General features: G+C 63.8%; 23 protein-coding genes, 1 tRNA gene and 1 CRISPR repeat array. Of the genes, 13 read left to right on the top strand and 11 right to left on the bottom strand.

What is annotated here, in order from left to right:
- Positions 1-56: 56 nt before the first annotated feature.
- A complete protein-coding gene (locus tag HNW77_RS03835; RefSeq protein ID WP_172155501.1) occupies positions 57-269 on the top strand; it encodes a hypothetical protein in 213 nt (70 codons plus the stop codon).
- Positions 270-292: 23 nt separating this feature from the next.
- Here the strand turns inward: HNW77_RS03835 and HNW77_RS03830 are convergent, their stop codons facing one another.
- The 4 genes from HNW77_RS03830 to HNW77_RS03815 form a co-directional block, all read right to left on the bottom strand.
- Positions 293-1,357 (bottom strand): transporter, encoded by a 1,065-nt coding sequence (locus HNW77_RS03830; RefSeq protein ID WP_187353161.1) that lies wholly within the window; start codon positions 1,355-1,357, stop codon positions 293-295.
- Positions 1,358-1,474: 117 nt separating this feature from the next.
- Positions 1,475-1,867, bottom strand: coding sequence for a DUF3597 domain-containing protein (locus tag HNW77_RS03825; RefSeq protein ID WP_172155553.1), 393 nt, complete (start codon positions 1,865-1,867; stop codon positions 1,475-1,477).
- A 66-nt stretch (positions 1,868-1,933) separates the two neighbouring features.
- The gene (gene ahcY / locus HNW77_RS03820) at positions 1,934-3,232 is read right to left on the bottom strand and encodes an adenosylhomocysteinase (protein ID WP_172155551.1); all 1,299 of its coding nucleotides are present in this window, start codon (positions 3,230-3,232) and stop codon (positions 1,934-1,936) included.
- Positions 3,233-3,311: 79 nt separating this feature from the next.
- Positions 3,312-4,337: a dipeptidase gene (locus HNW77_RS03815; RefSeq protein ID WP_172155549.1), complete on the bottom strand. Its 1,026-nt coding sequence runs from the start codon at positions 4,335-4,337 to the stop codon at positions 3,312-3,314.
- 188 nt (positions 4,338-4,525) lie between these two features.
- Between HNW77_RS03815 and HNW77_RS03810 the strand changes: the two genes are divergently transcribed.
- The 4 genes from HNW77_RS03810 to HNW77_RS03795 all read left to right on the top strand — a co-directional run bounded on the left by HNW77_RS03810 (position 4,526) and on the right by HNW77_RS03795 (position 8,374).
- Complete coding sequence (locus HNW77_RS03810) at positions 4,526-5,359, top strand: aldo/keto reductase (RefSeq protein ID WP_172155548.1); 834 nt, start codon at positions 4,526-4,528, stop codon at positions 5,357-5,359.
- 163 nt (positions 5,360-5,522) lie between these two features.
- Positions 5,523-6,659 carry a lytic transglycosylase domain-containing protein gene (locus tag HNW77_RS03805; RefSeq protein ID WP_172155546.1) on the top strand — a complete coding sequence of 379 codons (1,137 nt, stop codon included), beginning with the start codon at positions 5,523-5,525 and terminating at the stop codon, positions 6,657-6,659.
- Between the two features lie 34 nt (positions 6,660-6,693).
- A complete protein-coding gene (locus HNW77_RS03800; protein WP_172155544.1) occupies positions 6,694-7,317 on the top strand; it encodes a peroxiredoxin in 624 nt (207 codons plus the stop codon).
- Between the two features lie 325 nt (positions 7,318-7,642).
- Positions 7,643-8,374 carry a CbtA family protein gene (locus HNW77_RS03795; protein ID WP_172155542.1) on the top strand — a complete coding sequence of 244 codons (732 nt, stop codon included), beginning with the start codon at positions 7,643-7,645 and terminating at the stop codon, positions 8,372-8,374.
- On the opposite strand, the gene HNW77_RS03790 is transcribed toward HNW77_RS03795, so the two are convergent.
- Positions 8,365-9,567: an ABC transporter substrate-binding protein gene (locus HNW77_RS03790; RefSeq protein ID WP_172155540.1), complete on the bottom strand. Its 1,203-nt coding sequence runs from the start codon at positions 9,565-9,567 to the stop codon at positions 8,365-8,367. The two genes, HNW77_RS03795 and HNW77_RS03790, sit on opposite strands and share 10 nt — an antisense overlap.
- 206 nt (positions 9,568-9,773) lie before the next feature.
- Here HNW77_RS03790 and HNW77_RS03785 point away from each other — a divergent pair, with 206 nt between their 5' ends.
- The 4 genes from HNW77_RS03785 (at position 9,774) to HNW77_RS03770 (ending at position 15,579) form a co-directional block, all read left to right on the top strand.
- Positions 9,774-10,895, top strand: a complete 1,122-nt coding sequence (locus HNW77_RS03785) for a lysophospholipid acyltransferase family protein (protein ID WP_241694277.1) — start codon at positions 9,774-9,776, stop codon at positions 10,893-10,895.
- A 164-nt stretch (positions 10,896-11,059) separates the two neighbouring features.
- The gene (locus HNW77_RS03780; protein ID WP_172155536.1) at positions 11,060-13,297 is read left to right on the top strand and encodes an EAL domain-containing protein; all 2,238 of its coding nucleotides are present in this window, start codon (positions 11,060-11,062) and stop codon (positions 13,295-13,297) included.
- 111 nt (positions 13,298-13,408) lie between these two features.
- Positions 13,409-15,133, top strand: coding sequence for a putative bifunctional diguanylate cyclase/phosphodiesterase (locus HNW77_RS03775; protein ID WP_172155534.1), 1,725 nt, complete (start codon positions 13,409-13,411; stop codon positions 15,131-15,133).
- On the top strand, positions 15,130-15,579 hold the full coding sequence (locus HNW77_RS03770; protein ID WP_172155532.1) for a hypothetical protein: 450 nt from the start codon (positions 15,130-15,132) through the stop codon (positions 15,577-15,579). The genes HNW77_RS03775 and HNW77_RS03770 overlap by 4 nt, the downstream gene beginning before the upstream one ends.
- An 84-nt stretch (positions 15,580-15,663) precedes the next feature.
- Here HNW77_RS03770 and HNW77_RS03765 read toward each other — a convergent pair whose 3' ends face one another.
- From HNW77_RS03765 to HNW77_RS03750, 4 genes are all read right to left on the bottom strand, one after another.
- Positions 15,664-16,248: a hypothetical protein gene (locus tag HNW77_RS03765; protein ID WP_241694276.1), complete on the bottom strand. Its 585-nt coding sequence runs from the start codon at positions 16,246-16,248 to the stop codon at positions 15,664-15,666.
- A gap of 389 nt (positions 16,249-16,637) precedes the next feature.
- Positions 16,638-16,712, bottom strand: a tRNA-Thr gene (locus tag HNW77_RS03760).
- Positions 16,713-16,809: 97 nt separating this feature from the next.
- The gene (gene dksA, locus HNW77_RS03755; protein ID WP_025439494.1) at positions 16,810-17,223 is read right to left on the bottom strand and encodes an RNA polymerase-binding protein DksA; all 414 of its coding nucleotides are present in this window, start codon (positions 17,221-17,223) and stop codon (positions 16,810-16,812) included.
- A 112-nt stretch (positions 17,224-17,335) separates the two neighbouring features.
- Positions 17,336-18,967: an efflux transporter outer membrane subunit gene (locus HNW77_RS03750; protein ID WP_172155530.1), complete on the bottom strand. Its 1,632-nt coding sequence runs from the start codon at positions 18,965-18,967 to the stop codon at positions 17,336-17,338.
- A 167-nt stretch (positions 18,968-19,134) separates the two neighbouring features.
- Between HNW77_RS03750 and HNW77_RS03745 the strand changes: the two genes are divergently transcribed.
- Positions 19,135-19,824 carry a TetR/AcrR family transcriptional regulator gene (locus HNW77_RS03745; RefSeq protein ID WP_172155528.1) on the top strand — a complete coding sequence of 230 codons (690 nt, stop codon included), beginning with the start codon at positions 19,135-19,137 and terminating at the stop codon, positions 19,822-19,824.
- Between the two features lie 186 nt (positions 19,825-20,010).
- Positions 20,011-20,588: direct repeats of the CRISPR family, unit length 29 nt; unit sequence GTGTTCCCCGCACACGCGGGGATGAACCG.
- 22 nt (positions 20,589-20,610) lie between these two features.
- Here the strand turns inward: HNW77_RS03745 and HNW77_RS03740 are convergent.
- Entirely contained in the window at positions 20,611-21,717 is a 1,107-nt protein-coding gene (locus tag HNW77_RS03740; RefSeq protein WP_172155526.1) for a DUF1963 domain-containing protein, read from the bottom strand.
- Between the two features lie 367 nt (positions 21,718-22,084).
- Between HNW77_RS03740 and HNW77_RS03735 the strand changes: the two genes are divergently transcribed.
- Positions 22,085-24,304, top strand: a complete 2,220-nt coding sequence (locus HNW77_RS03735; RefSeq protein WP_172155524.1) for a TonB-dependent receptor — start codon at positions 22,085-22,087, stop codon at positions 24,302-24,304.
- Positions 24,305-24,485: 181 nt separating this feature from the next.
- Here HNW77_RS03735 and HNW77_RS03730 read toward each other — a convergent pair whose 3' ends face one another.
- Positions 24,486-24,806 carry a hypothetical protein gene (locus HNW77_RS03730; protein ID WP_172155522.1) on the bottom strand — a complete coding sequence of 107 codons (321 nt, stop codon included), beginning with the start codon at positions 24,804-24,806 and terminating at the stop codon, positions 24,486-24,488.
- Positions 24,807-24,857: 51 nt separating this feature from the next.
- Here HNW77_RS03730 and HNW77_RS03725 point away from each other — a divergent pair, with 51 nt between their 5' ends.
- Together HNW77_RS03725 and HNW77_RS03720 are read left to right on the top strand one after the other, a co-directional pair.
- Positions 24,858-25,796, top strand: a complete 939-nt coding sequence (locus tag HNW77_RS03725; protein ID WP_172155520.1) for a hypothetical protein — start codon at positions 24,858-24,860, stop codon at positions 25,794-25,796.
- A gap of 54 nt (positions 25,797-25,850) precedes the next feature.
- Positions 25,851-26,387 (top strand): GNAT family N-acetyltransferase, encoded by a 537-nt coding sequence (locus tag HNW77_RS03720; protein WP_172155518.1) that lies wholly within the window; start codon positions 25,851-25,853, stop codon positions 26,385-26,387.
- Positions 26,388-26,444: the final 57 nt, after the last annotated feature.

The following is a 26,444-nucleotide window of genomic DNA, read 5'->3' as shown; positions in this document are numbered from 1 at the left end:
GGGGCGCGCAACCGGCCCCCTGCCCGCGCGTTGGGATGGCGTGGAAGGATCAGGCCATGACACATGACGACCCTCATGACACGCAAGGGGAATCCGGCGGCAAAGACGGTGGGGGCGCACGCTACCCGGCCCCGGGCGTCAGTTCACCGCCCGAGGCCCAGCCGGACCCGGATGCCACGAAACCGCCCCGGCCAGGTCCCATCCCCACCGACCTGCCCGATCCGCTGACCCTGCCCCAGCATGATGGCGAGGACGATACCGCAGGCTGAAGCCCGGCCTGCGGGCCATAAAGTTACAGCAGCTTCATGACCTTGAGCAGGAACCAGGTAATCATCATGAAGATGAAGCAGATCCCGCCCGCTTCCACCGTGCCCATGCCCCCCGATGCCAGGAACATGCCACCGGTATTCATGCCAAAGAAGCCGGTCACGAAGGTGGCGGGCAGCATGAGCGTGGTCACGATGGAGACGGTGTAAAGGCGGCGGTTGGTTTCCTCTGCCTGGCCTGATGCCAGTTCATCTTGCAGCGAGCGCGCGCGGTCCTGGAGTGCGAGAAGGTCATCAAGGGCTGCGTGGATCTGGCGCTGCGAGCGGTCGCGTATGTCATCTTCCGCCCATTCGGGCAGTTCAAGGTCTTCGTTGTGGAAGATGCGGTCCACCGGCGAGATCACGCGCCGCAATTCGGTCGAGCGGCGGCGCACGCGGCCGATCAGCCCGCTGATGCGCCCGAAATCGGTGTGCTGGTCCAGCGTCAGCAGCAGGTCCTCGGCGCGGTCGAGCTGGTCATCGAGCATGGCGATGTTGCGCCGCACGGTATCGGCGAATTCCAGCAGCGTGTGGTCCACGACCTCGGCTGGCGAATCAAAGGATTCATTGCGTTGCAGCGCGCGGTACACCACGCCAAGTGCTGGCACCGGCTGGCGGCGCGTGGTGATGAGCAGGTCGGGCAGCACGGCAAAGCGCCAGGCGGAGAGGTTCTTGTCATCCTCCGACATGGCATCATCAAAGCCGGGCAGGGCACCGTACACGATGTCGCCTTCCGCCTCGACATTGGTGCCGCGGTCTGTGCTACCCAGGGCCAGGCGCACTTCCTCGGGCAGGCAGGGTATGGCCTGGATATGGGCGCGGCTGGCGGTATGGACGATGTCGTAATGCAGCCAGACCCAAGAATCGGGGGTAGTGGGCGAGCCGCCTTCAAGCGCGCGCGTGATCTGTTCATCATTGAGGCGCACGGGGCGGTGGCCGGACTGGCAGCCAATGGCCCAGACCAGCCCGTTCGAGATGGATGTGGCGGGCGGCCTGCCCTCCACCGGCACGGCGGCGGTGTCCGTTGCGGGAAAGTCGGGAACGGTTTCCATCGCTTGTCCCTCCATCATGCCGCCTGCTGCGGCTGTCGTGTCCGGGCGGTGGCTGACATGAAAACGGGCGGGCGGCGGCCACAGGCCACACGTCCGCCCGCTCCAGGCAACCGCGCCTTATTTCATCAGGTCGGGGGAGACCTTGCCGCCATTCGCCGCAAGCTTCTGCATGACCTGCTTGATCAGCCAGACATTCATGGAAGCGGAATCATTCATGTCGCCGCTGTAGTGCAGTTCGGTGGCCAGTTCCTTGCGCGCGGCAAGCGAGCTGTCCAGGCCGAGCAGCTTCATCAGGTCAACGATCGAGGTCTGCCAGTTCAGCTTCTCGGGGTTCTTGGCGGCCAGCGCGCTCAGCACGGCATCCACGTCAACCGGCTGGGCGGGGGCTGCAGGTGCTGCTGCAGGCGCAGCAGCGGCGGTCGCAGCGGCTGCGGGCGCTGCCGCGGGGGTGGCGGCAGCAGCGGTGTGGCTGCCAAAAATCTTGGACAGGATCGTACCGAAAATGCTCATGGTCTCTTTCAACTCCATCAAGTTGGCCCGGCAGGTGCCGGGCCTTTCAGGCCGTGTGGCTGGCCCTCAGTAGCGGTAGTCCTTGTTCTTGAACGGGCCGTTGACCGGCACGTCAATGTATTTCGCCTGCTCGTCCGTCATGCGCGACAGGTGGGCCCCGACCTTGGCCAGGTGCAGGAAGGCCACCTTCTCATCAAGGTGCTTGGGCAGGGTGTAGACCTTGTTCTTGTACTTGCCCTCGGGTGCCTGCCACAGCTCAAGCTGTGCCAGCGTCTGGTTGGTGAACGACGCGGACATGACGAACGAAGGGTGGCCCGTGGCGTTGCCAAGGTTCACCAGACGGCCTTCGGACAGCACGATCAGGCGCTTGCCGTCGGGGAAGACGACCTCGTCGACCTGCGGCTTGATGTTGTCCCACGTGTAGTTGCGCAGGGCATTGATCTGGATCTCGGAATCGAAATGCCCGATGTTGCACACGATGGCGCGGTGCTTCATCTCGCGCATGTGCTCGATGGTGATGATGTCGATATTGCCCGTGGCGGTGACGAAGATGTCGCCGCGCGGCGCGGCCTCTTCCATCGTCACGACCTCGTAGCCTTCCATCGCGGCCTGCAGCGCGCAGATGGGGTCAACCTCGGTCACCAGCACGCGGCAGCCCGCGTTGCGCAGCGATGCGGCCGAGCCCTTGCCCACGTCGCCATAACCGGCCACCACGGCCACCTTGCCCGCCATCATCACGTCCGTGCCACGGCGGATGGCGTCGACCAGGCTCTCGCGGCAGCCATACAGGTTGTCGAACTTCGACTTGGTCACGCTGTCATTGACGTTGATGGCCGGGACCTTGAGCGTGCCCTTCTTTTCCATCTCCCACAGGCGGTGCACGCCGGTGGTGGTTTCCTCGGACAGGCCGCGCACGTTTTTCAGCAGTTCGGGATACTTGTCGTGCATCATGACGGTCAGGTCGCCGCCATCATCGAGGATCATGTTGGGCGTCCAGCCATCCGGCCCATGGATGGTCTGCTCGATGCACCAGTTGAACTCGTCTTCCGTCAGGCCCTTCCAGGCGAACACGGGCACGCCGGTGGCGGCGATGGCGGCGGCGGCCTGGTCCTGGGTCGAGAAGATGTTGCACGACGACCAGCGCACCTCGGCGCCGAGCGCGGTCAGGGTCTCGATCAGCACGGCGGTCTGGATCGTCATGTGCAGGCAGCCTGCGATCCGCGCGCCCTTGAGCGGCTGGGTGGGGCCATATTCGGCGCGCAGCGCCATCAGGCCCGGCATTTCGCCTTCAGCGATCGAGATTTCCTTGCGGCCCCACTCGGCAAGCGAGATGTCCTTGACCTTGTAGTCGGTGCTGGTGGTCATGTTTTATCCTGTATTCGTTAATTCGGCACAGGATATACCCGTTTGGGCGCGACTGATCCAGAGCGGGCGGGATTTGCGTTCACGCGGTCGTGCGCGCGACCGCATCGGCCTGGTCGAGCAGGCGCAGGAAGTTTTCGCCCCACAGGGCCGCGATCTGGGCATGGTCATAGCCCCGGCGCAGGAGTTCGGCGGTGAGATTGCCTGATTCGGAGGCATCGGCCCAGCCGCGTATGCCGCCGCCGCCATCGAAATCCGATGAGATTCCGACATGCTTGATACCGATTCGCTGCACGGCGTAGTCGATATGGTCCACGAAATCCGCCACCGTGACGGGGCGGATGTCGCGCACGTCGCGCGGGCGCAGGAAGGCGTCCATCGCGGTGATGTGGATCACGCCGCCGCATGCGCGCAGCGCATCGAGCTGGCCATCATCGAGGTTGCGGGGGTGATCGCACAGCGCGCGCACGCAGGAATGGCTGGCAAAGACCGGCGCGCGCGAGAGTTCGACCGCCTGCATCATGGTGTCGCGCGCGGTGTGCGATACATCGACAAGCATGCCGGTGCGGTTCATTTCCGCGATTGCCGCCCGCCCCAGCGCCGACAGGCCGCCATGCCGGCTTTCGGGGTCGTTGAGGTGGTGCATGGGGCGCGCCGAGTCGGCCAGCGCGTTATGGCCGTTATGGGTCAGCGTCATGTACCGCGCGCCCAGGGCGCGGAACTGCCCGATCAGCGAGAGGTTGTCGCCCATCGCGTAGCCGTTCTCCACGGCGGGGATGATGGCGATGTCACCGGCCGCATACGCCGCGCGCACGCCTGCCGCCGTATCGCACACGCGCACGCCCCCGATCCGGCCCGCATCATTGATCACGCGCAGCATGGCCAGCGCCCGGGCCGAGGCTGCGGCATGCCCGTCCGCATCGCACGCGCCCTGCCCCACATAGGCCACGAGGCACGCCGCCCGCAGGCCGCCTGCGCGCATGCGCGGCAGGTCCACCCGGCGCGAGGGGCTGCCCGTGGCGAAGTCCCCCCGGTCGGGCCACGGGATATCGACATGGGTGTCGAGGGTCAGGATGCTGTGGTGCAGGTCGGCGGATGTATCGGTCATTCGGTCCTCGTCTGGTGCTGATAATGAACCACATGCAGCCCAGTCCTGAAAACTGGGCATAAAACAAAAGCCGCGTGATGTCGTTAGGGTGGCAGACGGCGACACGTCCTGCCCCGGCCTGGTCGCCACCCTGCCGCCCTTGCGCCGGGGCACCATAAAACGCCGGGGCGCCAGGCGAAGGAACGACCATGACCACCATCCCCCTGCTGACCCTCAATGACGGACGCAAGATCCCCGCGATCGGGTTTGGCACCTACCCCCTCGACAACCCGCAGGCCGAGGCCGCCGTGCGCGAGGCGCTCGCGGCAGGCTACCGCCTGTTCGATACGGCGGCACGCTACGGCAACGAAAGCGGGGTGGGCACCGGCCTGCTCAGCTTTGACGTGGGGCGTGAGGACATCTTTGTCACCACCAAGCTGCGCGGGGCCGAGCAGGGCTTCGACAGTACGCTGCGCGCCTTCGAGGCCAGCCTCGAGCGGCTCAAGATGAGCTATATCGATATGTACCTCATCCACTGGCCGCTGCCCACCAAGGATCTGTACGTGGAAAGCTGGAAGGCGATGATCCGCCTGCAAAAGGAGGGGCGGGTGCGCTCCATCGGCGTCTCCAACTTCCTGCCCGAGCACCTGCAGCGCCTTGTGGACGAAACAGGGGTGACGCCCGCGGTCAACCAGATCGAGATGCATGTCGATTTCGCGCAGGCAGCGCAGCGTGCAGTCGATGGCAAGCTGGGCATCCTGACGCAGGCATGGAGCCCGCTGGGGCGTGGCGAGATCCTGCAGAACCCCACCCTGGCCCGCGTGGCCGAGCGCCATGGCCGCACGCCCGCGCAGGTCATGCTGCGCTGGGTGGTGCAGACGGGCTCGGTGCCCATTCCCAAAAGCGCGCACCCCGAGCGCATGCGCGCCAACCTGCGCGTGTTCGATTTCCAACTGACCGATGAGGACATGCGCGACCTCGCCACCCTTGATTCCCCCGCCCACCGCACCGGCGGCGACCCGGCCACCTATATCGAGGAATAACCACGCCATGCCTGTCCTGCCGCCTTCCTGGCGTGGCGGCGGCAGGGCAGGATTGCACAAGCCGGAACCACGCTGTTATGGTGCGGCGCCCGTTCCCTGCCGGGCGGGCCATGTCGGCACGTCCTTCATGGGTGTGCGGGCATGAGCAGGATCACGGCACGACATGGCAGTAGCGCAGGCATACGCAGCATCCGGTGAAGCGGGCAGTCGGGCGACCGGCCGGCCCTTCCGCCCATCGCCCCGCAGCGTCCTGCGCTGGCTGGCGCTCGGGCTTGCGGGCGCGCTCGCCGCCTGCGCCCATAATGGCGCGGGCACCATGAGCGAGGAACAGATGATCCACGAGGCCGAGTCCTACCGCGCCCGTGCCCATGCCAACTACACCCCCCCCGGCCCGCCCGATGACCCGTGGGGTCCCTATGTTACCGAGGCGTCGCAGCGTTTTGACGTGCCTGCGGTGTGGATACGCGAGGTGATGCAGCGCGAGTCGGGTGGCCAGCTTTACCGCAACGGGCAGTTCGTGACCTCGCTGCCCGGCGCCATGGGCCTGATGCAGCTCATGCCCCCCACCTATGACGAGATGCGCGCGCGCTACAACCTTGGCCCCGATGCCTTCGAGCCGCATGACAACATCACGGCGGGCACCGCCTACATCCGCGAAATGTATGACATCTATGGCTCGCCCGGCTTCCTCGCCGCCTATAACAGCGGGCCGGGGCGGCTGGATGATTTTGTCGATCACTACCACACCCTGCCCAAGGAAACGCGCGACTACGTGGCCGCCATCGGGCCACGCATCGCGGGGAGTTCGCCGGTCAACCGCTCGCAGGCCGACCTGCTGATCGAGGCGCGCGCCATGGCCCGCGCGCAGGCCGCCCAGAACAGCCGGGGCAGCCGCAGCCGGGGGCGGCAGTTGCTGGCATCCGTGCCAAAGGGCGCCGCACCTGACACGCCCTCGCCCGAGGCCTCCGCCGTGCGCGCCGCGTGGCGCGCCCGCGCGCAGGAGGGCGTGGCCCCCATGTCGGCTGCGGGCGAGCACCCCGGGGTGATCAGCATGGCCAGCGGGCATGACTGGAGCGTGCAGGTAGGGGCCTTTGGCTCGGCAGGGCAGGCGGAGCACGCGGCGGGGCAGGCACGGGCCAGGGTTTCGCTCAGCGGCGTGCGCACGCAGGTCGCAAGCGTTGCATCCGGGCGTGGTCATGTCTATCGTGCAAGGCTGACCGGCCTCTCGCACGATGCTGCGCAGCAACTGTGCCAGAGGCTGGGCGGCTCAGGCTGTCAGGTTCTGCCGCCTGCCACATGATGGCATGGGCCTCTGTAACGGGGTGTGAGGAAACATGAGGTATTTTTACAGGCGTTCGCGTGGGGCGCTGCCGGGGCTGTGCCTGCCGCTGGTGGGGCTCATGGCGTTTGCCGGGTTCATCTGCTTCTCCCCCGCGCATGCCGCCCTGCCGATAGGCAGCCAGGCCCCGCTGTTCGATGCCCAGGCCACGCGCAATGGCAGCGAGTTCAGCTTTCGCCTGGCCGATGCGCTCAGGCAGGGGCCTGTGGTGCTGTATTTCTACCCCGGCGCCTTCACCCGTGGCTGCACCATAGAAGCGCATGACTTTGCCGATGCCATGGACCAGTACAAGGCGCTCGGCGCCACGGTCATTGGCGTTTCCACCGATGACATGCCCACGCTGGACCGTTTCTCGGTCAGTGAAGGCCATGGCCGCTTCCCCGTGGCAGCCGACCCGCATGGCGAGATCGCGCGCAAGTATGACAGCCGCCTGCCACTGCTCAACCGTGCGAGTCGCACCTCCTATGTCATCGCGCCCGATGGCAAGGTGATCTATGCCTACAGCGCGCTTTCGCCCTCTGGCCACGTGAGCAAGACCCTCGATGCGCTCAGGCAGTGGAAGGCGGCGCAGGGCCACGCCACCAAAGTGGCGCTGCCCGCAGGCCCCACGGGCCAATAATAAAAGTTTCCGGCCGGGTCAGGCCGGCCATCGCGCCTGCGGGGCGCGGCCATGACCCTGCGGGGTGCAGCCATGACCCTGCGGGGCGCAGCCATGACATTGACTTGGCATGCCCGCGCGTTATTGAGTGGCCACTCACCCTGCTGCGGGGGGAAGCCGGTGGGATTCCGGCACGGTCGCGCCACTGTGCACCGCATGGACCATGCGGAAGTCAGACCTCCCCGACAGCGCCTGCCTGCCATTTCCGTTACGGGACGCGCTTTCCCGACAGGAGCACACCCATCATGATCTTTCTTTCCTCTCCTTTGCGCCAGGGCGTGGCCTGATGGCCGGTCGCCTGCTGCTGCGCGGCATGCTGGCCGGTATCGTGGCCGCCTGCCTTGCCTTTGTCTTTGCCCGTGTCTTTGGCGAGCCCCAGGTCAATCTGGCCATTGGCTATGAAGCCGCGATGGATGCGGCTGCGGGTGAACCGCCCGAGGTCGAACTCGTCAGCCGCGCGGTGCAGGCCACGGCGGGGCTGCTGACGGCGGCTGTCATGTATGGTGCGGCCTATGGCGGGGTGTTCGCGCTGGTCTTTGCCGCCGCCTATGGCCGCATTGGCCGTTTTTCGCCGCGTATGCTGGCCATGCTGCTCGCGGCGGGGGGCTTTCTGGCCGTGGTGCTGGTGCCTGACCTCAAATACCCCGCCAACCCGCCCGGCGTCGGCAATCACGAAACGATTGGCCTGCGCACGATGGCGTATTTCGAGATGGTGGTCTTTTCCCTGTGCGCCCTGATCATGGCGGTGCTGGCCGGGCGGCGGCTTGCGGCACGGCTGGGCAACTGGAACGCCAGCCTGTGCGGCGTGGTGGCGTTTGCGGTGCTGGCCGGCCTGCTGCAATGGGCGCTGCCTGCCGTCAATGAAGTGCCGGACAATTTCCCCGCACAGGTGCTGTGGCACTTCCGTGAGGCGGCCTTGGGCATGCAACTGGTGCTGTGGGGCAGCATGGGCTTTGGCTTCGGCCTGCTGGCCGAGCGCGTGCTGGGCCGCCCCGCCACCCTACGGCATTACGGCTGAGCCGACGGCCCGGCCGCGCCGGTCGCATCGCCCGCGGGCTGCGGTGCGGCCATGGTGGGGGGCGTAGGCGGAGTGGCCGCCGGGGCATCCTTCATCACATCCGCCCACAGCGCGCGCAGCTTCGCATCCATCGCGTCATCCACGACGGGGTAGGGGTGGCTTGCCGCGATATAGGCGGGCTGCTGCGCCCAGTGCAGGGCGGTGCGGGTGGTGTCGTCAAGCGGGGCGCGCGTGTTGGCGGGCATGCCCCAGTAGCATGATGATGTGGCCAGCCGCGCCTGGGCCTCGGGCGTGCGCAGGTATCTGGCAAATGCCAGCGCCAGCGCCTTACGCTGCGAGGACTCGACAATCGAGATGCCATGCTGCCAGCGGATGCCGCCCTGCCGGGGCAGGGTAAAGGTCAGGTCCGCCCTGGGCTGGGGGGCGTGGGTATCGGCCGTTGTCACGGTGCCGCCTTCATCCACGCCTGCCGTGGTCCAGCCGCCACCCCCCACCACGATATCCACCTGCCCGTCGGCCAGGGCCTGCTGCACGGTGGCGATATCGCCCACCAGGCTGGCATTGGCGCGCAGGGCCGCGAGCCTGTCGTGCAGGGCGGGCAGGTCGGCGGTGGTCAGATGGGCGGGGTCGAGCCCGAGTGCGAGTGCGACATAGGACAGGATGGGCAGGTAGCTGTCATAGATGGCGATGCGCCCGTTATAGCGGGGCTGCCAGGGGGCGTTGATGTCGTCCATGTCGGCGGCCGATACGCGGGCCTGGTTGAAGGCTACGGCATGAAAGCCGTATTTTTCCGGCACGGAATAAAGTTGCCCCTGATACGACCCGCCTGCAGGGCTGGCGATGGCGGGGGGAATGTCGGTGTTGGGGAAATCCGCCGGGTCGAGCGGTGCGAGCAGCCCTGCTGCGGCAAGCTGCGGGGCGGCTGTCTCCTCCATGATCACCACATCCCAGTCGCCCGCCTTTGCCTGGCGCAGGATGGCGCGGGCAGCCTCGGTGCCGTCGATGTCCTTGAAGTGGATGTGTACCCTGTTGGCCTGCTCGAAGGGGCCGAGCAGTTCGGGATCCTCATGGTCGCACCATGTCAGCACGTTCAGGACCTCGTCAGCCGCCCGCAGCGGCGCGGGGGCCATGACGGCAAGGAGCGAGAAGGCGGTCGCGGCAGCAAGGGCGCTGCGACGGCTGCATGCGGGCATGGACAATTCTCCTCCAGGATCAACCCCCAGCATGAACGGGTCGGGGAGGAAGGTCCAGTGTACAGGTGGCGTTTCGCGCGGTTGTTCCGCACGCCCAACGGGCGGGGGGGCGTGTCATGACAGGCGTGGCGTGCAGGACACGCCGGGCTGCCCGCCCGTCTGCCCCATATTGTCGCGCGCCATGATGGCGGGCTATGGATAGCCGCATGATCGCCGATTTCATCCGCCGCCTGACCCGGCGCCGCTCCCCGTCACCCGCCATATCCCGATCCGCCCTGCGGGCCTCGCGGCAGGTGATCGCGCCCCGCCCGGGCTCGGCGGCGGCGCATGCCATCGCCACCACCACGGTCATGCCCTCAGGCCGCCTGCGTGACTATGCCCGGACCGCGCGCGGCGTGGGGCGGCTTGCGGCCATTACGGTGTGGGTGCCGCTCTCGGTCGGGTTCGAGGCGGTGCTGCTGCTCGTGCCCGGCACCGCCAAGATCCGCTGGACGCGCATGGTCTGGGGCGGGCTGTGCCTGCTTCTGTCGCTGCGCATCCGCGTGGTGGGGCGCAGGGCCGGTGGCGTGGGCGGGCGCAAGGCGCGCCAGAATGGCGAGCGGCCTGTCATTTACGTTTCCAACCATTCCACATGGCTTGACGTGCCGGTGCTCGGCACGGTGCTGCCATCGAATTTCGTGGCCAAGGGCGATATCGAGGGCTGGCCCATCATGGGGCTGGTCTCGCGCATTGGCCGCACCATATTCGTCAGCCGCCAGCGCAGCACCACGGGGCGCGAGCGCGACGAGATGCTGCACCGCCTGATGGTGGAAGGCGACAACCTGATCCTGTTCCCCGAAGGTACGTCATCGGATGGCTCGCGGGTGCTGCCCTTCCTTTCGGCCTTTTTTGCCATTGCCAAGCCGCCGCGCCTGCCCAGGGGCAAGGGGCCGGTCGAGCCTGACAGCGAGGCCGCCGCCATTGCCGCGCGCCCCGGCATGACGCCGCTCATCCAGCCGGTCTCGGTGGTGTATGACGAACTCGAGGGCCTGCCGGTCAACCACGCCCGCCGCCCGGTCTTTGCGTGGTATGGCGACATGGAACTCGGCCCGCATGTGTGGCAGCTGCTCAAATGGCGCTCCATGCGCGCGACCGTGCTGCTGCACCCGGCACTTGACCCCGACGACTTTCCCAGCCGCAAGGCGCTGGCGCAGGCGGCATGGCGGGCGGTGGCCGCGGGTGCCGCCGAACTGCGCCAGAACCAGCCCCGGCCCGAGCAGGACAGCGCCTATGCCTGCCGCCCGCTTGCGGGCATGCTGCCGCAGGATCTTGAACGCCACGGCGGCTGAAGCGCTGGCGGCTTTGTGTCAAGATTGAGGCATGTCATGTTTCCGCATGGCCATAAATAATAGTATGATCTCCACGCCGAGTGGCCCGGTGCCTGCTGTCGCATGGCCATGATCGAATCTGGCTGCGTGATGGCGCCGGGCGGATGCCTGCCCAGGTCAGGAAAATGATCTCACATGGCGCGGTTGGTCGTGCCGATGTTCTGGAGTTTACGGTGGATCAGCCGAAGATTAGCGCCGATGTCCTGCTTTCTGCGATGGAGCAGGCCATTGATCCCATGGTCGTGATTGATGAGCATAACCTCATCATCTTCTTCAATGCAGCGGCCGAGAAGATATGGGGCCGGACGCGTGAAGAGGTCATGGGCCGCAATGTCAGCTGCCTCGTGCCCGAACCCGAGCGCGACCGTCATGACGACTACATCAACCGCAACCGCGAGACCGGAATCGGCCGGATTGTCGGCACCTCGCGTGAGGTCGAGTTCCGTCGCGCCAATGGTGAGTATGTGTGCGGCGAACTGTCCATCTCGCGCGTGCAGGTGAGTGATTGCGGCAAGATCTACTACATCGCCGTGATGAAGGACGTGACCGAGCCCAGCCGCCAGCGCAAGATCCTGGTGCTGCAGAATGACGTGCTCCAGGCCCTTGCATCCGACATGAGCATACAGGAAGTGGGCGACCTCCTGTGCCGTCGGGTCGACAGTTTCGTGCCCGGCGCGGTTGGCGCGCTGATGCTGATCGACCGCTCGCGCAAGCTTTCGGTCAGCGCCTCGCCCTCCATGCCCAAGCGGTACCGGGCCGCGCTCGACAGCATGGAACTCACCCCCGAGCAGCTTGAAACGCTGCGCGCCAACCCCGCCGCCAGCAACACCGTGGTGTGGGATGGCTATGCCTCGCTGGCCCGCTCGCTGGGGCTGGAGCGGTGCTGTTCGTCCACCATCATCTCGCGCACGGGGCAGGTCATGGGCGTGTTCGCGCTTTACCTGCGCGGCAATGATGCCGATCTGGCCTGGGCGCAGCGCGTGGTCTCGACCAGCATGCCGTTCTGTGCGCTGGCCATCGAGCAGGGCGAGACGCGCCAGCATATTGCCCAGCTTTCCAACTTCGACAGCCTGACCGGGCTGCTCAACCGCACCTCGCTGCACAATATCATCGAGCGCCTGATCATGCGCGGCGGTGACAGCCAGTTCTCGCTGTTCATGGTTGATATCGACCGATTCCGCGATATCAACGACGCGCTTGGCCATGTGAATGCGGATCGCTTCCTCATCGAGATCGGCCGCCGCATCCGGCATCTGGTCAAGGATGAATATATCGTCAGCCGCTCCGGCGGTGACGAGTTCATCATCGTCGTGCCCGAATGCTCGCATGAGCGTGCCGAGAAGTTTGCCGAGAACCTGATCAACGCCATCGCCAAGCCGCTGCAGGTGGGCGAGAACACGCTCAGCATCTCGTGCTGCGTTGGCATCAGCACCTTCCCCGCCAACGGGCCGGACAGCGAATCCCTGCTCAGCCATGCCGATGCCGCCACCCGCCAGGCCAAGGAGGACGGGCGCGGCCTGTTCCGCTTTGCGGGCCAGGAGAAGAACCAGGTGGCGCAGGACCGGCTGGTGCTGGGCTCGGCGTTGCGCGATTCGCTCTCCAAGGGCATGCTCAACCTGAACTACCAGCCGCAGGTCGAGACCATGACCGGCGGGCTTTATGGCGTGGAGGCGCTCTCGCGCTGGCACCACCCCACCTTGGGCAACATCTATCCCTCCCGCTTCATCGCGGTGGCGGAGGAGACCGGCCAGATCGAGGCCATCGGCCGCTGGTCGCTTGAGGAAGCATGCAGCCAGATGGTGAAGTGGGACCGCGACGGCGTGCGGGTGCCCACCGTGGCGGTGAACCTCTCGGCCGTGCATTTCCGCAATCGCGGGCTGCCCGAGCACATCGCCAACCTGCTCAAGCACCATGGCCTGACGCCGGACCGCCTGACGGTGGAAATAACCGAGAGCGTGATGATGGACAGCAGCAGCGAGACCGAGGAGGTGCTGCATGCCATCCGCAGGCTTGATGTCGGGCTGTCAATGGATGATTTTGGCACCGGCTATTCCTCGCTCTCGCGGCTTACACGCCTGCCGCTGACCGAGATCAAGATCGATCGCAGTTTCATCAATGATTTCGAGCATGATACCAATGCCCAGGCCGTGACCATGGCGGTGATCGGCATCGGCTCGCGGCTGGGCATGACGGTGGTGACCGAAGGCGTGGAGACCGAGCAGCAGTGGCGCCTGCTGGAAGAATTGCATTGCGACGTGATGCAGGGCTATCTTTTCTCCAGGCCACTGCCCCCAGCAGAACTGGAAAAATGGTTCCGTGAGCGGCAGGCGCGTGGCTCGTTCCTTATTCCAACCACGGCGTAGAGCGGCATGCGGCACCCCGCAAGGCTGGCGTTGCCAGTGGCATGCACGGGGGGCGGTTTGAGTTCATGAAGCATAACAGTTTGTTTTTCATTACGGATTCCAGGCGGGAACATGGCATTGCAACACGATGATCGGCTGCGGGCCCTGACGCATCAGGATGCGGATTTCTGGGCTGATCTGGTTGATAATGTCCTGATTGTCGCGATTACGGATAGCGAGGGGGTCATCACCTATGTGAATGACCGCTTCTGCGAGATAAGCCAGTACTCGCGTGAGGAACTGGTGGGGTCGACGCACCGGATCGTCAATTCCGGCTATCATGATGCCGATTTCTTCCGGGATCTGTATCGCACCATCAAGGCGGGGCAGTTGTGGCGCGGTAATATCTGCAACCGCGCCAAGGACGGGTCGCTGTACTGGGTGGCGACCACCATCATCCCCAAGATCGACCGGCAGGGCACGATTACGGGCTACGTGGCCAGCCGGTTCGAGATTACCGAACTGATGAACACACGCGACCGGCTGTGTGAACTGGCCGAGACCGATACCCTGACCGGCCTGCTCAACCGCGGCGGCTTCAACACCGCGCTGGCCGATGAGATCGCGCGCTGCCGCGAGCCGGGCATGACCGCCCATCCGGCACTTGCCATGTTCGACCTTGATGGCTTCAAGCAGATCAATGACGTGCACGGCCACCATGCGGGTGACATCGTGCTGCGCGCCATTGCCTCGCGGCTGATCGAACTTACCCACCCCGATGACCCGGTCAGCCGGCTTGGCGGCGACGAGTTTGCCGTCATCCTGCACCGCACGCTCGAGGATGTGTCGCTCGAGCGGTACATGGACCGCCTGCAGGCCATTCTTGAGCGCCCCATCGATATCGAGACGGTGACCGTCAGTGTCGCGGGCAGCATCGGTGCGGTGCTGCTTGATGGCACCGACACGATGGAAGACGTGCAGAAAAACGCCGACATGGCGATGTATGCCGCCAAGCGCGCGGGTGGCAAGCAGTCGCAGATGTTTACCAAGAACCTGCGCGAGCGCGCGCAGGCGCGTGTCTCGATCCTGAGCGAGGCGCGGTGCGGGGTCGAGCGCAACCAGTTCGAGGTCTATTACCAGCCGATCGTGAACTGCAACACGATGGAGGTGGACCAGATCGAGGCACTGCTGCGCTGGCAGCACCCCGAGCGCGGGCTGCTTGCGGCGGAAGACTTCTCCGACGTGTTTACCGATGCGGGCCTCGCCCAGGCGATGGGGCCGCGCATGATCGAGGCGTTCCGCCGCGATGTGTGCATGTGGAATGAGAAGGGCCAGCCACCGCGCCAGCTTGCCATCAACCTCTCGCGCATGGACCTGATCCGCGATGACTACCAGCGCGAGCTTGAAGAATCGCTGCGGCGCTTCAACATGTCGCCCGACAGCTTCGTGCTGGAAGTGACCGAAGCCATGCTGCATGGCCGCCGCGCGGAGCAGGGCATCCGCAACCTGCGTGAACTGGCGCGGGCGGGGTTCCGCATCGCGCTCGACAATTTCGGCAAGGGCATCACGGTGCTGAACCACCTGCGCGAACTGCCGTTCTCGCAGGTTAAGATCGACCAGAGTATGGTGGCGAACATCGTGGGCAACCCCGATGCCTGCATGGTGCTGTCCAGCCTGATTGACATGGGGCAGGGGTTCAACATGGAAGTCACGGTCGAGGGCGTTGAAAACCGCGAACAGTTTGAACTCGTCAAGGCGCTCAAACCCGAGCGTATCCAGGGTTTCTTTGTCTCATCGGCGCTGTCTTCGCTCGATATTCTCAAGCTGCCCAGGCATTTTGAAGGGGTTACGCTGTGAGCGACGGCGCGCCCCGCACGGTGGCCGCGCGCATTGGCGATGACCTGCCGCGCGTGGATGTGATCGAACTGGCCAATACGCGGCGCATCATGCATGCGGAGCGGCATAATGATGGCACGCGCATGCCGCTGTTCATTCCCACGGCCTCATGGGCGCGGCTGCTGGAACTGCACTGCACGGGGGAGAGTGACCGGCCACGCCTCGCGCCCTCGCGTGTCATGGACGGGCTGGAGCGTGCCCTTGGCCGCATCATGACCGAGGTGGTGCGCCATGACGCAGCACAGGACGCACCGCTGCGCCCGGTCTATGAAGTGACATCCGACCTGTTCGGGGCGGAAGGACCGGTCGAGATCCGCATGCTGGTTGACCGCACGACCGGCGTTGCCTGCATGCTGGCCGGGCCACCTGCGGATATTGCAGCGCTGCCACTCAAGGCCACTCTTTAACTATAGAAAGTTTTTGGTGAAGCTTTTTTCAAAAAGCTTCGTAAAGACACCGCCTTTTTGAAAAAAGGCGACACCCGGAAACTCTTATTTTGTGTTTGCTGGCGCAGGCGTTGCCGCTGCGGGCTGCGTGTCGAGCCTGGGTGAGTGAAAGGCGGAAACGGGGCTGAAAACCCCTGTCTTTACATGCCGCATGGATGCGACCGGCTGGCGCACGCAGCCACGGGTCACGATGGAACACACGCCGTCTGTCCCGATCATTTCATCATCATCGCCGCTATAATGCACCTCGGTCACCCGGTCGTTTTCAAGGCGGATATCGGCAACACAGGTCTTGCCTGCGCCGCCAAGCGTCGTTTCGGTCAGGTTGACGACCGACTGGAGCGGGATCAGCGTCGAATCATTGGTGGAAGGAATGTTCAGCGTGCGGGAATATTCAAAAATCTGCACCGTATCGCTGATTTTCTTGGTCTTGTCCGGAATACCCACGCAGGATTGCACATCCGTGCTGTTCATGCCGATCATGGTCATCTGCGCGCGATGGGCGGCGCGTGAATCCGTATAACCACACCCCGAAAGGCCGCAGAGGCCGAGCAGACCTGCCACAAGTGCTGTCGCCTGTCGCAGGCGGGGCCATAATGGCGTGAAACGGGTGGCTACGGGTGCATTCATACTGCCTCTGTCAAATATCCGGGCCCACGTGGGTGTGGCGGGATCGGCCCGTGCAGGCCACCTGAAAAATGTATGCCCATGGCCGCGCATAAACCCTGGACGGATTTGGTGAAGATTTTTTCAAAAGGCTTCTGGCAACGCCCCGTTTTGAAAAAAGGCGCTGCCCGGACACGTTCATAAGGGCGTTGGCTCAAAACCATTTGGTGTATTGAGACAGTAACGCGGCAGGATGGGGAAAGTTCTGGCTTTGCCGACAGGCAGGCAGCCTGATGCGCCATGCGCGGCAGCGTCCGGTCACAGCCATGCCACGTGCCACAACCGGGCATACCTGAAGCCGCAACGGCCATTCTGGCAGGCTCTGGAGTGCCTTGATAACAAACGGGAAAGAATGGTGCTGCTGGACAGGATTGAACTGTCGACCTCTCCCTTACCAAGGGAGTGCTCTACCACTGAGCTACAGCAGCACGGTATGCGGGCTTCCTAACTTTTCCTGCACCGGCTGGCAACCCCCTTTTATCGCCTTTTGGCAAATTGGGGCGTTTCAGCCGGGCAGGGAAGGGGTCAGTCGTCGCGGTGGATGCGCTCCATGCGTTCGTGGCGCTCCTGCGCCTCGATCGACAGGGTGGCGATGGGGCGGGCCTCGAGGCGTTTGAGCCCGATCGGCTCGCCGGTTTCCTCGCAGTAGCCATAGGTGCCTGCTTCAACGCGCAGCAGGGCCTGGTTGATCTTGGAGATCAGCTTGCGCGCACGGTCACGCGTGCGCAGTTCGAGCGCGCGGTCGGTCTCGACACTGGCGCGGTCGGTGATGTCGGCTTCATGGATGCCGCCTTCCGACAGGCTGGCCAGCGTTTCATCTGCTTCCTTGAGAAGATCCGCCCGCCATTTCAGCAGCTTGAGGCGGAAATATTCCACCTGCTGCGGATTCATGAATTCCTCATCATCCGAGGGGCGATAGTCGGGGGGCAATGTAATCATACGAACAGGTCCCTGCGCCATGCTTCCGTGTGGCAGCCACTGGCCTGCCAGTCGGGAACGGGGCGGCTTATACTAGCAAGGCGCGCGCGCGCCAAGCTTTTAACGCAGGCCATCAGGCAGGCTGGTCCGGCGTGGTGGAAGGAGCGGGGGTGGCAGGCGCGCCGCCCGTGGCAGCCGGGCGCGGCGTGGCGGCGGCCTGCTTGCGGCGGGGCGTGTCGGGGTAGGTTGTCTCCCATCCGCCGCCAAGCGCATTGTACAGCCGCACCAGATTGCCCGATATGGCGGCGGTGCTGGTGGTAAGGTCGGATTCGGCGCCGAGGTACTGGCGCTGGGCATCAAGCACGTTGAGATAGGTCACCATGCCGTTGCGGTACTGGTTCTGTGCCAGTTCCAGCGCGTGGTGGCTGGCCTGCATGCGCTGCTCGAGGCTGTCATGGCGGCGCTGCTCGTCGGTATAGGCGGTGAGCGCGTTATCCACGTCGTGCCAGGCGCCGAGCACGGTTTTCTGGTAGTTGATGGCGGCTTCCTTCTGGGCGGCCTTGCGCAGTTCAAGCTGGCCGCGCAGGCGCCCGCCCTGGAACAGGGGCAGCGTGATGGAGGGGCCGACATTCCACGCCTTGGCGTTCCAGAAGCCAAGGTCGCGGAAGGAGAGGGATTCGAAGCCGAAGCCTGCATTGATGGTCACGCGCGGGTAGAACTCGGCCACGGCCTCGCCCACCTGGGCGGTGGCGGCGTGCAGGTTGGCCTCCGCGCGGCGGATATCGGGGCGGCGGCGGGCCAGTTCGGAGGGCACGCCCACCGGCACGCGCGGCGGCACGGGCGGAATGGCGGCGGCGGTGAGCAGCTCATCGGACAGCGCGCGCGGCGGCGCGCCCATGAGCAGGCTCAGCGCATTGACCTGCATGGCCAGTTGCTGCTCAAGCTGCGGGATCTGGGCCAGCGTGTTCTCGTACTGCGCGCGGGCCTGCTCCACCTCAAGGTTGCTGGCCAGGCCCTTGGTGTAGCGCTGCTGGTTCAGGTCCAGCATGGTTTTTGCCACATCGCGGTTTTCAAGCAGAATGCGCAACTGCTGCTGCGTGTTGCGCAGTTCCATGTAGTCACGCGCCACTTCCGACTGGCGCGAGATGAGCATGCCGCGGCGGGATTCGTTGACCGCCTGCGAACTTGCGGCCGCGGCCTCGTATTCACGCCGCACGCGGCCCCACAGGTCCAGTTCCCATGTGGCGTCCACGCTGTCGCGCCACTGGTTGAACAGCGGAATCTTGGCCTGCCCCGGCGTGCCGACCACCTGGCCGAATTCGGGGTGTTCGCTCTGCACGTCGGTCACGATGCGCTGCAGCATCTTGGTGCTGTACTGCTGGCGGGCGTAGGAGCCGGTGGCCGACATGGCAGGGTAGCGCTCGGCGCCGGCAATGCGCAGTTCGGCCCGGCTCTGGGCCATGCGGTAGGCGAAGGCGCGGACATCAAGGTTGTCGGTTGCCACGCGCTGCTCGAGCCTGGTCAGTTCGGCATCGTTGAAGATGGTCCACCAGGCGGTATCGGGGTCATCGGGGGTGGTCTGGCTGGCGACCGGGGCGGGTTTGCCATTCCTGTCGGTTGCGGCCGCGATGCGGTCCGGGCCACCATACTGGTTGGGAACCCACGGCTTGGGCTTGTGGAAATTCGGGCCAACCGCACACCCGGCGGTCATGACCGACAACCCGACCACGGCCGTGCGCCATGAAATTCCCCTACCCACCGACATGGCCCCCCTGTTGCACCTGAAACAGCTGATGTAAATTCTGTATTCTTGGCATGGTTTTTAAACCATGGCATGAATGACCGATCAGTTCGGTCAGTCCCCTAGCCTATCGGCTTTCCTCACGGGGTCAATCGAAAGTACGCGCCAACCGCGGGAGCAGGATGATTTCAATGGGCACCACGCCAGGCCATTCAGGCAAAATGCGGGCCGGCGAGAGCCTGCCCCCGGGTGCTTCCGCCGCCAAGCGCCAGCAGATCCTGGCGGGGGCAGCGCGTGTGTTTGCCCATAACGGCTACGAAGGGGCCAGCATGTCAGGCATCGCGCGTGATGCCGGGGTGTCGAAGGGCACGCTGTACAATTACTTTGACAGCAAGGCCACGCTGTTCTCCGCCTTTGTGGAGCAGTGCGCGTGCGAGAAGATGCCGCTGCTGTTCAGCCGCATTGATGAAGGGGCGAACCTGACGGAATCGCTCGAGCACCTGGCCGTGGCCATGATCCGGCTGCTGACTTCGCCGCTGTCTCTCATGCTCAACCGGATCATCATCTCCGAGGCAGGCAATTTTCCCGAACTGGCCGAGACGTTCTGGAAGCATGGCCCGCAGAAGGCCATCAACATCCTTTCCGCCTGGCTGATGCAGCATAATGATTCCGGCGTGCTGAACATCCCCGACCCGGTTTTTGCCGCCGAGCAGTTCTACGCCCTGTGCCAGACCCGCATTACCGCGCGTTCGCGCCTGCAACTGCCGGTCAGTACTGATCAGGCGCATATCGATTTCATTGCGCGTTCGGCGGTGCGCACCTTCCTCAATGCCTATCTGCGCGAAGGACCGCGCCTGCCGCCGGTGGTGATGGAGGGATGAAGGCGGGTTCTGACGAGGCTTTTTGAAAAACGCCGCACCCGGATGTTGCCTGCCTGCGCTGCAGCGTGAAACCTGTGGATGATCCTTTTCCGGGGGCACGAAAAGAGGTAGGGAAAAAGGGACGTTTGGGCTGGTAGTTTCTTTGACAGTAAAATAAGGCTGTGGAATCAATAGATTCCACGAAGAGTGTTCCCCGCACACGCGGGGATGAACCGAAATCCCCTGAACTCCAAACGTGAACCCTTGAGTGTTCCCCGCACACGCGGGGATGAACCGGCACCGGCCACGCGGCGGATGCCGGTGGCATCGTGTTCCCCGCACACGCGGGGATGAACCGGTGTCATGCGACATCGCATACTTTGACCCCCCGTGTTCCCCGCACACGCGGGGATGAACCACGACCCGACCGAAATCCTGCGGGCCGCATCCGGTGTTCCCCGCACACGCGGGGATGAACCGAAATACGGTTTCCAGAGCGCGCTCAAATACGCGTGTTCCCCGCACACGCGGGGATGAACCGGCGACGGCGCTGGATCAGATGGCGGCACGCGGGTGTTCCCCGCACACGCGGGGATGAACCGGAGCTGCCCGAGCTGGTGCGCATCGAGGTGGAGTGTTCCCCGCACACGCGGGGATGAACCGACGAGGAAATCCGCGAGGAAATCGCGAAAGCCGTGTTCCCCGCACACGCGGGGATGAACCGGCATTGGGTGGCAATTACACCGTGCTGCGCGAGTGTTCCCCGCACACGCAGGGATGAAGGACCTTTATGTAAGCTGCTCGCGCCTAATCGCACTGATAGACGACACGCGCCCGGTCAAACCGGCGGGCCGCGATATCAGCCTCGTGCATCATCACGTAATAGGCCCCGACATCGGCAAGCCGCGCATGCGGGTCTGCCCCGATCTGCACGACAAGCCGCCACGCCGGGGCAGACTTGAGCAGTGCCTTTGCCTGGGCCGTGCTCCATACATCGCCCCCGCAGTTCAGGCCATTGGCGGCAAGCTGGCTGCGGGCCTGAAGGCCGTTCTGTAAAGGTTGCGGAAAGCCACCAAACTGGTGGTTGTCACGCCCAGCCTCATCGGGCGTGCCGAAAGCGCAGAACCACCCATCATAGGCCGCGAATTCCGCATTGTAATCCAAGGGAAAGGCATCCCATCCCTTGTCATTGTATGGCATGGGCGTGATGACGGAACGCGGCGTGGTCACGGGGGCGGGGGGAAAGACGCAGCTCCACTCATCGTTCGAGATCGCCAGCAGGGCTTGAGGCACCGGCGCGCGCACCAGTTCAGCCACGGGTGAGGGGTCCCATATCACGCGCCACCCCACGGCGGCTTCGTGGGTGAATTCTTCCGGCTCTATCCAGTAATCATAGAAGACCAGCAGGCGGCCCTCGGTGGGAAAAATCGGGTCAAAACCCGGTGCCTGCGCCAGTTCGGCCAGATTGAACTGGCCGAAGAAGGCCAGCGGGAAATCCGTCGCCACCGCCTGCGCCTTGGCCCGGTATTCGCGGCTGAAGCGTTCGGCTCCCTCCGCACCTGCCCATGAGGGCGGATTGGCCAGCAGGTCATCCGCCTTGTGGTTGTAGTATTGTGCCCGCCTGTCGGCATCGGGGTAGGGCGGCCGCAGGGGCCAAGCCATGCCCTGCGGCAGGTCGGGGCGGCCGCCGAGTTTCGAGGCCCCGGCGGGAATGGTGTCCTCATCCCCCGCCGTGGTGGGCATGAGCACGGCAGGCCGGGCCTGTGCGGCAAGATGGGCCACGATGGCAGCGGGCAGGCCGGTTGCCTGTAGCGAGCGCGCCAGAGTCTCGCGGTCAGGGGGAGCGGGGTATCGGCCATGCCGGGTTCCTTCCTCAGGAGAGTATTTTAAAATAACGTGTTGATGAAAATTCATAAAAATTTCTGGGTGCCACCTTTTTTCAAAAAGGCGATGTTTCCTGAAGCATTATGGATAATATTTTTACCAGGCAGTTTTTACAATTGTTCAGAACAAATGAAATATTTATATTTAATAATACCGTATTAAAGCAGGACTGCAAACCATAATAGACCACTGGCAGGTAGCGCAACAGGGGTAGTCTCCTGTGTGTGGGGAGCGGCGGTTACACGGTGCGCCCATTCTGGCCGAAGCGTTCTGTTGCATAAATACAACATCTGGCAAGCCCGGCGAAGGCAACTGCTTTTTCATGTTGTTATGTTATATTGTACCAAATAAAGCTGCCCCTCCCGAAACCACCTCACCGGATGCGAGCCTTTCCGCCATGACGCGCCTATGGTTTTTTCCCCGTCCCCTTTCCCGTGCCATGCTGGCGGCCATAACCGCGCTGACTCCCGTTACGACTGCCCTCGCGCAGGGCGTGCCTGCGACCGCCACACCGTCCGATGACCCGCAGGCCACCGTCAAACAGGCGCAGGTGCTCGACCGCGCTTCCTCCGCGCCCGAGACCATGACCGTTACCGCACGCCTCGACCGCGCGCGCGTGCAGTTGCAGCCCTCCACGGGGGCGACGGTGCATGCCTTCAGCCGCAAGGCGATCGAGACCATTCCCGGCGGCGACAATACCGGGCTGAACAGCGTGCTGCTGCAGGCCCCCGGTGTGGCGCAGGACAGCTACGGCCAGATTCACGTGCGCGGCGACCATAACGAGGTGCAGTTCCGCCTTGATGGCGTGCAGTTGCCCGAAGGCATGAACGTGTTTGGCCAGACACTCATGACCCGCTTTGCCGATAACCTGTCGCTCTCCACCGGGGCGCTGCCGGTGCAGTACGGCTTCCTGCAGGCGGCCGTGGTTGACATCACCACCAAGAATGGTGCGACCAACAAGGGCGGCAACGTGTCCATCTATGGTGGCGCGCGTGATTACTTCTTCCCCTCCGCGCAGTATGGGGGGCAGCATGGCAAGTGGGATTACTTCTTCACCGCCGATTACGTGCATGACCGGGTGGGTATCGAGAACACCACGCCATCCTTCAACGCGCTGCATGACCTGAGCAACCAGTACCATTTTCTTGGCCACCTGCGTTACACGGTGGATGAGAACACGCGGCTCAGCCTGATTGCGGGCGTGTCGAACGCCGAGTACCAGCTGCCCAATATCGGCGGCCAGACCTTTCCCTGCGCGGGCGATGATTCGGCGTGCGTGTCGGTGCCGGGTGCGCCAGGGGCCTCCAACCTCAATGAACGCCAGAAGCAGATCACCGATTTCGGCATCCTGTCGCTGCAAAAAGAGATCGGGGCCTTCTCGCTCCAGACATCGGTTTTCTCGCGCTACAGCAGCCTGGGCTACAGCCCCGACCCCGATCTGGGCGACCTGGCCTATATGGGCATAAGCCAGCATGCCGAGCGCTCGGTCATGTCAACCGGCACCCAGAGCGACGTGACCTGGCGCGTGCGGCCCGACCATACCGTGCGCTTCGGCTTTCAGGTCTTTGCCGAGCGCAACATCACCAAGGCGGATTCACTGGTACAGAACAACGATACGGGGGCGCTCCAGTCCATCCATACCGGCAATGGCCGCACGGGCGATGTCTATGGCCTGTACGTGCAGGATGAGTGGCGGCCGCTGCGCAATGTCACGGTCAATTACGGCCTGCGCTTTGATGGCGTGGGCGAATACACCAACGAGCACCAGCTCAGCCCGCGCATCAACGTGGTGTGGCGCGCGTGGAAGGGGGCAACGCTGCATGCGGGTTACTCCCGCTACTTCACGCCCCCGCCCTTCGAGGTGGTGGGTGGCGCCGACCTGCAGCAGTTTGCGGGTACTTCGGGTGCGGCGGCCGGCACCGGCAGCAGCACGGTCAAGGCCGAGCGCGACCATTACTTCGATGCCGGGATCGAGCAGGTCATCCTGCCCGGCTGGCGGGTATCGTTCGATGCCTATTACAAGCTGGCCCATAACCTGATTGACGAGGGGCAGTTCGGCGCGCCCATCATCCTGTCGGGCTTCAATTACCGGCGCGGGCAGGTGAACGGCTATGAGGTCTCGACCTCCTATGATCGCGGGCCGCTTTCGCTTTACGGCAATTTTGCGTGGTCGCGCGCCATCGGCAAGGACATTACCAGCGCACAGTTCAATTTTGATCCCGGTGACCTGGCCTATATCAGCCAGCACTGGGTGCATCTCGACCATGACCAGCGCTGGACCGCCTCGGCCGGTGGGTCCTACACCTTCTTCCACCGCACCGGGCACCCCACGCTGCTCTCGGCCACCATGGTCTATGGCAGCGGCCTGCGCGAAGATACGGATACCGTGCCCAATGGCGGCGTGATCCCGCAATACGCCACGTTCAACCTGGCGCTGGTGCAGTCCTTCCGCGACCTGTTCCACTCGCGCTTCCTGCGCACCACGCAGTTGCGGCTGGACGTGACCAACCTGTTCGACCACCCCTACATGCTGCGCAGCGGCACGGGCATTGGCGTGGGCGCCCCGCAATACGGGCTGCGGCGCACGATCCTGACCGGTATTTCACAGAACTTCTGATAGAAAATAAAAGTTTTTGAGTATCGCCTTTATTAAAAAAGGCGACATTCCTTCAAAACGGTTGAAAAAACGCTCATGCGCGCAGGCAGGTTCAGATCTGTTGCCTGAAACAATGAGGCAAAATCCATTTACCTTTCCCGGTTCAGGCATTTGATATAAAAATGAACCTTCTGTTTCATTTTTAAAGACCGGGAATTGTTTGTTGAATATTAATTGCATTATCTTTGGTTTCAGAACCGCTCTTTTCCATTTCCCGTTCCGCCTGCCATGCAGGCTGCAGGCAGGGGTGTAAGTCGTCATGCACGATGATGCGCCTCCGCCCGGCCCCGTAACGGATGATGCCACAACCGAACCGCAGGCCGGGACCGGTTTGCAGCCCATCACGGGCAGGCTCAGGACAACCCCGCTCGATGTACTGGCCGAAATCCTGCTGGGCTGGAAACAGCTGCTGGCAAATGGAATATTGCTGGGCCTGTTCTGGTCCATCAGTTTGCAGACGCATGATTATCCTCCTTTCGATCATGCCGTAGGCCAGAGGGAATGGGGGGTGGTGATGGAACTGATTGCCCTGGGCGCCCTCCAGCCTGCAGCGCTGACGTTTATTGTTCTTGTCGCCTCGGGGTGGTTCTGGCGGTGTCTTGTTGTGTACTGTCGGCGCAATGTCCGGCGTGGTACGACCTATGTCCTCTCTGCCAAGAGCATTTCAGCCCGGGATGCCAATGGATTATATACCGACATTGCGTGGGATGATTTCAGGATAATACGTCCGACACGACGCCTTCTGGTCCTGCGCATGCGGAGCCGGAGCAAGCGGCATGTCATCACCTGGAACAGTTTCGCCCCGCAGGACGTGCCCCGGGCGAAGGCGCTCGTCCAGATGGTGTGCATGCATAAGGCGGCCCCGGTTGCCGCATGCCCCCCTGCTGGCACCACGGCCCTCCCGGCACGGTTGGATGCGCAAGGGGATGAAGTGACCGTTCCCCTGTCGTTCACCAGGGGGGAGCGGTTTTCTATCTTTTTAAAACTTGTTCCCTATGCCGCGTTCATGACTTTGGGGCTGATGCTCATGCTGCATCTGGTTTTAATGTTCTCGCTAACGGATCGCAGGACAATTCTGTTCGGTGCAACGGACATGATTGACAGGGTGCGCCTGCTCCTTGGCCTTGATCCACAGACCCTTTGCATCAATGCGGGTAGTGTCGTTCTCAGTATTGTATTCCTGTTTGTAAACTACCTGCGTCAGATCAAGGCACAGCCCATGGCAAGGGTGCGGATTGATGCGCAGGGCATCAGATTGCTGGACATGGACCAGGACACCGTAAGGGTTTTTACCCCGTGGACGGTCGTGCGCATAATCTCGACTCCGCGCTTTTTGGAGGTAAAGCAGGGAAAGCTGACGTCCTTTTGTTATCCATGGCGTCTCTTCAGCCCGCAGGACCGGGCGCGCATACTGGCCTGGGCCGCGCAGGCCAGAGGCATGGCGCAGCCCTGAAACGCCCTGCCATTTACTGCAGGGGCAGCGCATCATGATCGAGGGGCCGTTGCCATGACCTTTTCCATCCGCCCGGCCCGGCCTGAAGAGGCAGGTCTCCTGCCTGCTATCGAGCGCTCTGCCGCAAAAGCCTTCCTGGCCGTGCCCGCACTGGCCTGGCTGGCACAGGCTGACGGGTTGCCACCTGCCGTGCATGCAGGCTGCATTGCCCACGGCCTGTGCTGGGTTGCAGTAGATGGTCGGGATCAGCCCGTTGGTTTCTTAAGCGCGCGGCAATATGGCGCTGACCTGCATGTGCTTGAAATATCGGTCGCACATCCGGCGCAGGGCAGGGGGCTGGGGCGGAGCCTGCTGGCGGCCGCCCATGAGGGTGCTGCACGCCTGCCGGGTCTTGCCCGCATCACACTGACCACATTCCGCACTGTTGGATGGAACGGGCCTTTTTATGCGCGGGCAGGCTTCCGGCTGCTCCCGCCCGCTGCACAGGATGCACGTCTGGCAGGCCTGTTGCGTGATGAGGAAGCTGGTGGTTTTCCCATTGGTTCCCGCTGCGCCATGGTGCGTGACGTGATCCTTGCGGGCGGGACCTGAAAACCGGTTTGGGGCACTGGCCGTGTGCAGGGGCCAGAAAAAAAGGGCGGCCCCGCA

Source organism: Komagataeibacter melomenusus (genome assembly GCF_013155395.1).
Taxonomy (GTDB): domain Bacteria; phylum Pseudomonadota; class Alphaproteobacteria; order Acetobacterales; family Acetobacteraceae; genus Komagataeibacter; species Komagataeibacter melomenusus.
This window is presented reverse-complemented; position numbering and strand designations above follow the sequence as displayed.

Bases quoted from the DNA above. Each gene is read 5' to 3' on its own strand.
- HNW77_RS03815 (WP_172155549.1), bottom strand. From the start codon at position 4,337: ATGACCGATACATCCGCCGACCTGCACCACAGCATCCTGACCCTCGAC.
- HNW77_RS03775 (WP_172155534.1), top strand. From the start codon at position 13,409: ATGGCATTGCAACACGATGATCGGCTGCGGGCCCTGACGCATCAGGAT.
- HNW77_RS03745 (WP_172155528.1), top strand. From the start codon at position 19,135: ATGGGCACCACGCCAGGCCATTCAGGCAAAATGCGGGCCGGCGAGAGC.
- HNW77_RS03765 (WP_241694276.1), bottom strand. From the start codon at position 16,248: ATGAATGCACCCGTAGCCACCCGTTTCACGCCATTATGGCCCCGCCTG.
- HNW77_RS03830 (WP_187353161.1), bottom strand. From the start codon at position 1,357: ATGGAAACCGTTCCCGACTTTCCCGCAACGGACACCGCCGCCGTGCCG.
- HNW77_RS03750 (WP_172155530.1), bottom strand. From the start codon at position 18,967: ATGTCGGTGGGTAGGGGAATTTCATGGCGCACGGCCGTGGTCGGGTTG.
- dksA (WP_025439494.1), bottom strand. From the start codon at position 17,223: ATGATTACATTGCCCCCCGACTATCGCCCCTCGGATGATGAGGAATTC.
- HNW77_RS03795 (WP_172155542.1), top strand. From the start codon at position 7,643: ATGGCCGGTCGCCTGCTGCTGCGCGGCATGCTGGCCGGTATCGTGGCC.
- HNW77_RS03810 (WP_172155548.1), top strand. From the start codon at position 4,526: ATGACCACCATCCCCCTGCTGACCCTCAATGACGGACGCAAGATCCCC.
- HNW77_RS03780 (WP_172155536.1), top strand. From the start codon at position 11,060: ATGATCTCACATGGCGCGGTTGGTCGTGCCGATGTTCTGGAGTTTACG.
- HNW77_RS03725 (WP_172155520.1), top strand. From the start codon at position 24,858: ATGGAACTGATTGCCCTGGGCGCCCTCCAGCCTGCAGCGCTGACGTTT.
- HNW77_RS03805 (WP_172155546.1), top strand. From the start codon at position 5,523: ATGGCAGTAGCGCAGGCATACGCAGCATCCGGTGAAGCGGGCAGTCGG.
- HNW77_RS03735 (WP_172155524.1), top strand. From the start codon at position 22,085: ATGACGCGCCTATGGTTTTTTCCCCGTCCCCTTTCCCGTGCCATGCTG.
- HNW77_RS03785 (WP_241694277.1), top strand. From the start codon at position 9,774: ATGATCGCCGATTTCATCCGCCGCCTGACCCGGCGCCGCTCCCCGTCA.
- HNW77_RS03825 (WP_172155553.1), bottom strand. From the start codon at position 1,867: ATGAGCATTTTCGGTACGATCCTGTCCAAGATTTTTGGCAGCCACACC.
- HNW77_RS03800 (WP_172155544.1), top strand. From the start codon at position 6,694: ATGAGGTATTTTTACAGGCGTTCGCGTGGGGCGCTGCCGGGGCTGTGC.
- HNW77_RS03740 (WP_172155526.1), bottom strand. From the start codon at position 21,717: ATGAATTTTCATCAACACGTTATTTTAAAATACTCTCCTGAGGAAGGA.
- HNW77_RS03790 (WP_172155540.1), bottom strand. From the start codon at position 9,567: ATGCCCGCATGCAGCCGTCGCAGCGCCCTTGCTGCCGCGACCGCCTTC.
- HNW77_RS03720 (WP_172155518.1), top strand. From the start codon at position 25,851: ATGACCTTTTCCATCCGCCCGGCCCGGCCTGAAGAGGCAGGTCTCCTG.
- HNW77_RS03835 (WP_172155501.1), top strand. From the start codon at position 57: ATGACACATGACGACCCTCATGACACGCAAGGGGAATCCGGCGGCAAA.
- HNW77_RS03730 (WP_172155522.1), bottom strand. From the start codon at position 24,806: ATGCGTCTGCAAACTGATGGACCAGAACAGGCCCAGCAATATTCCATT.
- ahcY (WP_172155551.1), bottom strand. From the start codon at position 3,232: ATGACCACCAGCACCGACTACAAGGTCAAGGACATCTCGCTTGCCGAG.